The organism is Nitrososphaerota archaeon (assembly GCA_011605775.1).
Classification (GTDB): domain Archaea; phylum Thermoproteota; class Nitrososphaeria; order Nitrososphaerales; family JAAOZN01; genus JAAOZN01.
This window is the reverse complement of sequence record JAAOZN010000092.1, coordinates 60528-67434: the sequence shown is the minus strand read 5'-3', so window position 1 is coordinate 67434 and position 6907 is coordinate 60528. Positions and strand designations below refer to the sequence as shown.

General features: G+C 48.3%; 7 protein-coding genes. 2 read left to right on the top strand and 5 right to left on the bottom strand.

The genetic code is table 11. From position 1 onward, the window contains the following. From HA494_08545 to HA494_08530, 4 genes are all read right to left on the bottom strand, one after another. The coding region (locus HA494_08545) for a hypothetical protein (GenBank protein ID NHV97811.1) at positions 1 to 1065 on the bottom strand (1065 nt) is incomplete at its 3' end. Positions 1066 to 1067: 2 nt separating this feature from the next. Further along, on the bottom strand, positions 1068 to 3392 hold the full coding sequence (locus HA494_08540) for a valine--tRNA ligase (protein ID NHV97810.1): 2325 nt from the start codon (positions 3390 to 3392) through the stop codon (positions 1068 to 1070). Between the two features lie 78 nt (positions 3393 to 3470). Further along, positions 3471 to 3767, bottom strand: coding sequence for a DUF1634 domain-containing protein (locus tag HA494_08535; GenBank protein ID NHV97809.1), 297 nt, complete (start codon positions 3765 to 3767; stop codon positions 3471 to 3473). A gap of 11 nt (positions 3768 to 3778) precedes the next feature. Next, positions 3779 to 4726: a sulfite exporter TauE/SafE family protein gene (locus HA494_08530; protein ID NHV97808.1), complete on the bottom strand. Its 948-nt coding sequence runs from the start codon at positions 4724 to 4726 to the stop codon at positions 3779 to 3781. A gap of 93 nt (positions 4727 to 4819) precedes the next feature. Here HA494_08530 and HA494_08525 point away from each other — a divergent pair, with 93 nt between their 5' ends. Together HA494_08525 and HA494_08520 are read left to right on the top strand one after the other, a co-directional pair. After that, positions 4820 to 6073: a 3-isopropylmalate dehydratase large subunit gene (locus HA494_08525; protein ID NHV97807.1), complete on the top strand. Its 1254-nt coding sequence runs from the start codon at positions 4820 to 4822 to the stop codon at positions 6071 to 6073. Continuing rightward, positions 6074 to 6565: a 3-isopropylmalate dehydratase small subunit gene (locus HA494_08520; GenBank protein NHV97806.1), complete on the top strand. Its 492-nt coding sequence runs from the start codon at positions 6074 to 6076 to the stop codon at positions 6563 to 6565. It begins immediately after the preceding gene. On the opposite strand, the gene HA494_08515 is transcribed toward HA494_08520, so the two are convergent. Beyond that, entirely contained in the window at positions 6562 to 6906 is a 345-nt protein-coding gene (locus HA494_08515; GenBank protein ID NHV97805.1) for a transcription factor S, read from the bottom strand. The two genes, HA494_08520 and HA494_08515, sit on opposite strands and share 4 nt — an antisense overlap. Between the last annotated feature and the right edge of the window lies 1 nt (position 6907).

Here is a 6907-nt window from a genome sequence, read left to right as displayed (position 1 = left end):
GGAGAGTACGCGGCTTGTTCTTGTTTTGACGCAGGGTATTACTATTGCTGCCCTACCTTCCCGTTTAAGGTGCTTGCTTATTGATGGTAAGCTGTTGCAGTAGGTTTTGCTCGCCTTCTCCAGCATCCTTTCAGCTTCTTGATCTGGTGGAGGTTGTTTTAGAGGGGGTAATAGTATGGGTTCGGTAGCCACACCATCCACAACCCTTCCTCTGAGTATTTTGTGTAGCCGCTCAGCGTATCCAACATGTATCTCAACCTTCACATCTTCAATCCCATACTGTTCTATTATCCACCCTAGGTTTCTACGCGCATTCCCAACCCTAGTAGCATCAGCATCCACACCGATAACATTTACACCACACATAACCGCCTCTCCTAGTATGGTGCCCAGTCCGCAGAAGGGGTCGAGTAGGGTCTCGCCTCTCTTGCACCCAATCAAGTTAACCAAGATCCTCGCTAACTTAGGTGGCATAGTTATCTTAGGGTCTTGGAAAGGGCGCTCTAAGTCTCTCCGCCTATAGCCGAGGTGGTCGACAACCGCGATGGTTCTGCCTATCAACCAGTTTCTATACTTCACCGCTAAAACCTCGAAACCATCCTCAATAACCTTCTCCTCTCGCAGCCGCTGGGATGAAACTTCATACTCCCAACTCGAGCCGAGCCTATACAATTCTCCTCTGAGCATCTTAGTCTTCCTAACTCCCCACGCCTTAAACGCCTCTTTTAGACTCTGCTGGAGCGTTTCTGCAAACTCTTCTGCCGAATCTTTGCTATCTGAGTATGTGCTAACAGCCCACTTCATCTTATCTGATGCCGAATCAGCTAGGATATCTAAATCCAGCCCCTCAGCTCCATCGACTTCGGCTAAGATTTCAGCAACTTTATGCACACCAGCCAACCCGCTCCAAATCTGGGGGCTTATTTCCTCCGCTTCCAATATGAGGCATCTACCAACTCTACCAACTACCCTATAATTTAGGTTAAGGCTGATGAGATAGGTTTCTACTTCAGCTTCAGAGAGTGTGCCATAAGCTAATGTTAACACATATTTTTTAGCAGCCATCTCTACTGAATGATGTTATGCATCGCTATGAGGTCTTGCGCAAAGATCGAGAGCGAAGATGGTATATCCACCTTAATCGGGTCTTTCAGCGACTTACCCAGACTCTTCTTGAGGTTCCAGACCTTCGAATTAAACTCAACTATCTCACTAGTCTTTGAGGCTAACGATCTGTCCCAGATCGGTTCGGGAAACCTCTGCTTATGGATACTCTCTTTCCCATAGAGCCTACGCCAAAAGTAGTCTGTGATGTGTGGTGTGATAGGTGCGTGTAGGAGGAGGATGCTCTTTATGCATGTATGTAGAGTCGACCAAGCAGCCCTCTGCCCCAAAGGGTCATCAGCCCTATAGGCTCTAGGCTTAACCATCTCAACGTAATGTGATGCGAAGAGGTTCCAGACGAAGACCCGCAGCCTATTAGCCGGTATGAAGAAGTTAAAATCTCTATACCCCTTCAGGCAGTCGTCTATGAGATTCGAGAGCTCGGCTAAGATCCACCTATCTGTAGATGTTGGTTCAGCACCTTCCACCACCGGGAAGCTCGAGATGAATCTCAGAAGGTTCCAGAGCTTAGTCATATACTTCTGCATAGATGCTATCTTAGCTTCTGAGCATCTGAAGTCAGAACCTAGACTTGCTTCTGAAGCAGACCACAGCCTAAACGCATCAGCACCATACTTCTTCAAAATAGGGATGGGGTCTAAAACATTCCCCTTACTTTTACTCATCCTCTCACCCTTCTCATCCACACCATACCCCATTATCCAAGCGTGCTTGAAGGGCGCTTTACCGGTCAACTGATAGCATCTGAGCACAGTATAGTGAAGCCAAGTCCGAACGATATCCTTACCCTGGGGTCTAATTGTCACAGGATACGCCTTCTTGAATAGCTCCTCGTTACGCCTGTAGCCCGATATGAAGAGCGGTGAAATGCTGGAGTCCATCCAAGTGTCAAATGTTCTGGTATCACCTACGAACTCTGTGCTGCCGCAGCGTCTGCACCTTGCAAAAGGGCTTTCATCACACCACGGTCGATAGTATTGCCCACCTTCAGGCACATGAGGCTCGCCGCATTTCTTACAATACCATACAGGGATCTCAGTTGCATAAACCCTCCTCCTCGAGATAGGCCAGTCTATGTTAAGCGAGTCGATCCAGTTCAAGTAGAGCTGCCTATGCTCCTCTGGGTGGAAGATCAGCTGCTGGGCTATCTTCCTAAGCTCGGGTACGAAGTCGAGCTGCTTAAGATAGAACTCCATCATGGGTATTATTTCGATTGGTGTCTTGCTTCGCTCACACACAGGAGTTCTATGCATAATAATCTCCTCCTTCACCAGAAGCCCTCTTGAAGAAAGGTCCTCTATTATCTTCGACCTAGCTTCACTTACAGTGAGCCCGGCGTAGGGCCCAGCGTTGCTGGTCATTCTTCCACTTTCGTCAATCGCTATGATCTCCTTTAACCCGAGTTCTCTGAAGATGAGCACATCCGTGTAGTCACCATAGCTGCAGACCATAACGACTCCTGTGCCGAACTCAGGCTTAACCGATGGATGAGGCCTTATCTCGACCTCGTGATCAAAAATCGGTACTACGGCGTGCTTCCCCGGCAGCTTCTTATACCTTTCATCTAAAGGATGGACAACCACCAGCCCACAGGAGCAGAGGAGCTCTGGGCGGGTGGTGGCGATGATCAGATCTTCACCAGTTTCCTTTACCTTAAACTTTGTGTAGACGAGCTTCGTTGGCCTCTCTTCATAAACAACCTCAGCATCGGCTATAGTGGTCTTGCAGTCTATACAGTAATTGTTTGGTCTCGTAGCCGCATAGATCAGCCCCCGATTCCATAGCTCTATGAAGGTTTCTTGGGTCAACTTTCTGTATTCTATGGAGTCTGTCCTATAGTAGTGTGCAAAGTCTCCGCTTAGCCCCATGCTCTTCATAACATCAATCATCTCAGCTTCTAACTCGTCGAGCGCGTGCCTACAGAGCTCTATGAACTTCTCTCTAGGCAAGTCGTGCATCTTAACCCCATACTTCCTCTCGGTATAGATCTCTACAGGCAAGCCGTTGCGATCGATACCGATGGGAAAGTATGTTTCGTAACCCATCATGCGGGCTGTTCTAGCTATCATGTCGATCTGAGCGTAGTGAGAAGCTGCGCCTATGTGCCAAGGTCTACCAGAAGGGTAGGGCGGAGGAGTGTCGATAACGAAGATCTCCTTATCCGTATCTGGGTTGAACGTGTAAACACCTTCAGCAACCCACGTCGCTGCGACCTCCTCTTCTAGCCTATGATCCCAACGCTTCTCCTCGACTCTAGGTTTAAACATCTGCTCCTCCACCCTTTCCACCACCAAACACACTCGATGGTAAACACTCTTCCTCCTAATCTAAATAACATTTTCTCATCAAGGCGCTATATGGAAGACGAAGCCAGATATGAAGCTTATGACCATCATAAGCAACACTACAAGCGATAAGATCGCAAACTTATATTCTCTGTTAAAGAGGAATGCACCTAGAGCCACAGCAACCCTTAGGTAGGGTGTGAGTATAAGTACAGCAGCACCCATCAGCGCTAACGTATAAACCACTTCTGTCATATTTGGCAGAGCGATGTGTAGCGCCAAAGCTGAGGCGAATAGTAGGCTGCTGATTATAACCCCAGTTATCAGCACAAGATAGATCGGCTTATTTATATCCAACTCCGCTCACCTCAGATAAGTGGCAGCCTCAAGCCAAGCGTGAGAAGCAGACCCTTGCCGAGCATGTTGTAGCCAATGTAGCACATGAGAAGGAAAAAGAAGACTTTCAGCCACTTAACCCTGATCCTATTCATCAAAGCGGTCCCAACGCTCGCACCTAACATAGTGCCTAATGCTGCTGGCGCTATATACTCTAAGTTTAGAAGTCCCGCTACAAAATATAATATGGCGCTTGTCGCTGCTGTTACCCCTATCATAAACTTGCTTGTAGCAACAGCAGCCTTAAGCGGCACATTCATGAATATGTTCATTACAGAAACTTTGAATATGCCCCCTCCTACACCAAGCAAACCAGAGCCTAAGCCTGCGAGGAATGACACTATCCAACCTATGATAGAGTTTTTGACAAGGTATTCTACCTTATGATTGATAGACATATCGAAGTAATCTCCTCTAAGATTAAAGTACTTTGAGACCCTGTCCTGGCTTATATTCATAAAGTCGTTGCTTTCGGTCCTCTTGACCTCCCTCTTAACTGAGAGTATCTGAGAAAGGGCGAGATAGAAGGCTAGTAACGCAAATACCACATACAAGTAGTTCCCTGAGACGATCAAGACGAGTAGAGCGCCGATGAACGCACCTATTGTTGTTGAGGTCTCTAAGAAGATGGCTAGGCGGATATTAGTGATTCTCTGCTCAACATATGAAGAGCCTCCTGATATGCTTGTAGCTACGACCGTAACGATACTTATCGCGATAGCCTCCTTTATCGGAACTCCGAATATTATTGTTAGAGCTGGTACGATAATTATTCCACCTCCTATTCCCATAAGAGCACCTAGGAAGCCGGCTACAAATGTCCATCCGAGGAGGGTAAGTTGAGAAGTAACCTCAAGCATCGGTCTGGATGCGTAATGCCCTGTTATATAAGTGATTGTCTCTAAGCCGTTTTCAGCCACTACGTAAGTTTAACCCAAGCAGCGCTTACTCAGAAAAGATTATAGTAAGCAACGAAGCAATTTATATAATGGCTAACAGGTTGGGGTAGCGGGTTGGGTAAGACAATCGCTGAAAAGATTTTGAGCGAGCATGCTGCTCGCAGCGTGTCTGCGGGTGAAGTGGCAGTCGTCAAAGTAGATTATGTGTTTACACACGACGCAAGCGGACCACTATTATTGAAGCAGCTCAAGGAGCTCGGTGTATCAAAGCTCCATAACCCCCTGCGCACAATAATCTTCATCGATCACGTTGTTCCAAGCCCTAGGAAAGAGATCTCGAATGAGCAGAGCGCCTTGCGGAGGTTTGCTGCTGAAGCGGGTTGCAGATTTCACGAAGCAGGCTCAGGGATATGCCACCAACTCATGGCTGAATACTACGCTTCACCCGGTCAGATCATAGTAGGCACAGATTCACATACGGTTACAGCAGGTGCACTAGCAGCGTTCGCAACAGGCATGGGTGCTACAGACGTAGCTGTGGCCGCAGCACTCGGCAAGACGTGGCTCCGCGTACCTGAAACTTTCAGAGTCGAGGTTAATGGTTCTCTGCAAAAAGGCGTGTACGCGAAGGATATCATACTTCACCTCATAGGATTGCTCGGCGCAGATGGTGCCACCTATAAGGCGCTTGAGTTCGTAGGCGATACTATAGATTCACTGCCGATTTCTGAGCGGTTGGTCTTATGCAACATGGTGGTTGAGGCTGGTGCTAAAGTAGGCTTCACACCCTCTGACGATGTTACCAAGAAGTACTTAGCTGAACGGGGTAGGGTTGAGGAGTTCAGAGAGATCAGAAGCGACGACAACGCATCCTACGAGCGTGTCATCAAGATTGATGCTGCAGCGCTTGAACCGCAGGTTGCGTGCCCACATTCTGTAGATAATGTCAAGCCAGTAAGCGAGGTTAAGGGGGTCAAGGTGGACCTGGTCTTCATAGGCAGCTGTACCAACGCAAGGCTTGAAGATCTTCATGTGGCGGCGTCGGTGCTTAAGGGTAAGCAGATCCACCCAGAAACAAGGTTGATAGTTACACCAGCCTCAAAAGAGATCTACATCAAAGCGATGGCTGATGGCACGTTAAGTACGCTGATCGAGGCAGGCGCTTTAATAACACCACCGGGCTGCGGCTTATGCTTCGGCGCATTAGGAGGAATCCCTGCTGACGGCGAAGTTATTTTCACAACGACCAATCGCAACTTCTTGGGTAGAACGGGTAACCCAGCTGCATACACCTATCTTGGTTCTCCAGCCACCGCCGCCGCGACCGCCTTAAAAGGTAGGATTGCAGACCCTAGGGATGTGGTGTAGTTGGCTGGTAGGGCGTGGAAGTTTGGGGATAATATAACCACAGATCATATAGCGCCTGGTAGATACTTCCATCTCCGCTCCAATTTAGAGGAGTTGGCTAAGCACGTGCTTGAGGATGCTAGGCCAGAGTTCCCCTTAAATGTGAAGAAGGGTGACTTCGTGGTTGCTGGTGTCAACTTCGGATCAGGCTCGAGCCGAGAGCACGCCCCCACTATAATAAAGCTTGTGGGTGTAGAGGCAGTGCTGGCTAAATCTTTCGCTAGAATCTTCTACAGAAACGCCATTAACATAGGTCTGCCTGCTGTGATCTGTGACACTTCTCTGATAGAGGATGGGGACACCCTGTCACTAGACCTTTCAGCAGGAGTAGTGGTTAACCACACAAAAGGTTTGGAGATTCGCTTCCCACCTTTGCCCGATACTATGAAGAAGATTTTAGAAGTAGGTGGGCTGATACCTTATATAAAGCGGTTCGGAGATCTGCAGCTCTAAGCGTAGAGCCTCCAAGTATATTCACACTTCGTGCATCGGTAAAACTGTGTGGTAGGCTCATCTCTACCTCTCGTTTGCAGAAACCACCAGTACGCTTCATTATTGTGGCATCTGGGACACTCTATCGTTGTGGTGGGCATCGTCTTGATCTCCCTCTCCTCATCCCCAACGACCTTAATCACCCCTTCACCTTCTGCCTCCTTTAGCACTGGTTTTGTGGTACTCTTCGCTATAGGCTCCCAGTAGCCACATTTATCACACGCTAAAGCGGGTTCGCTCTTCCCCTCGGTCTTCACCTGCCTATACCTTAGCTTCGTTCCACACTTAGGGCAGAACTTCATC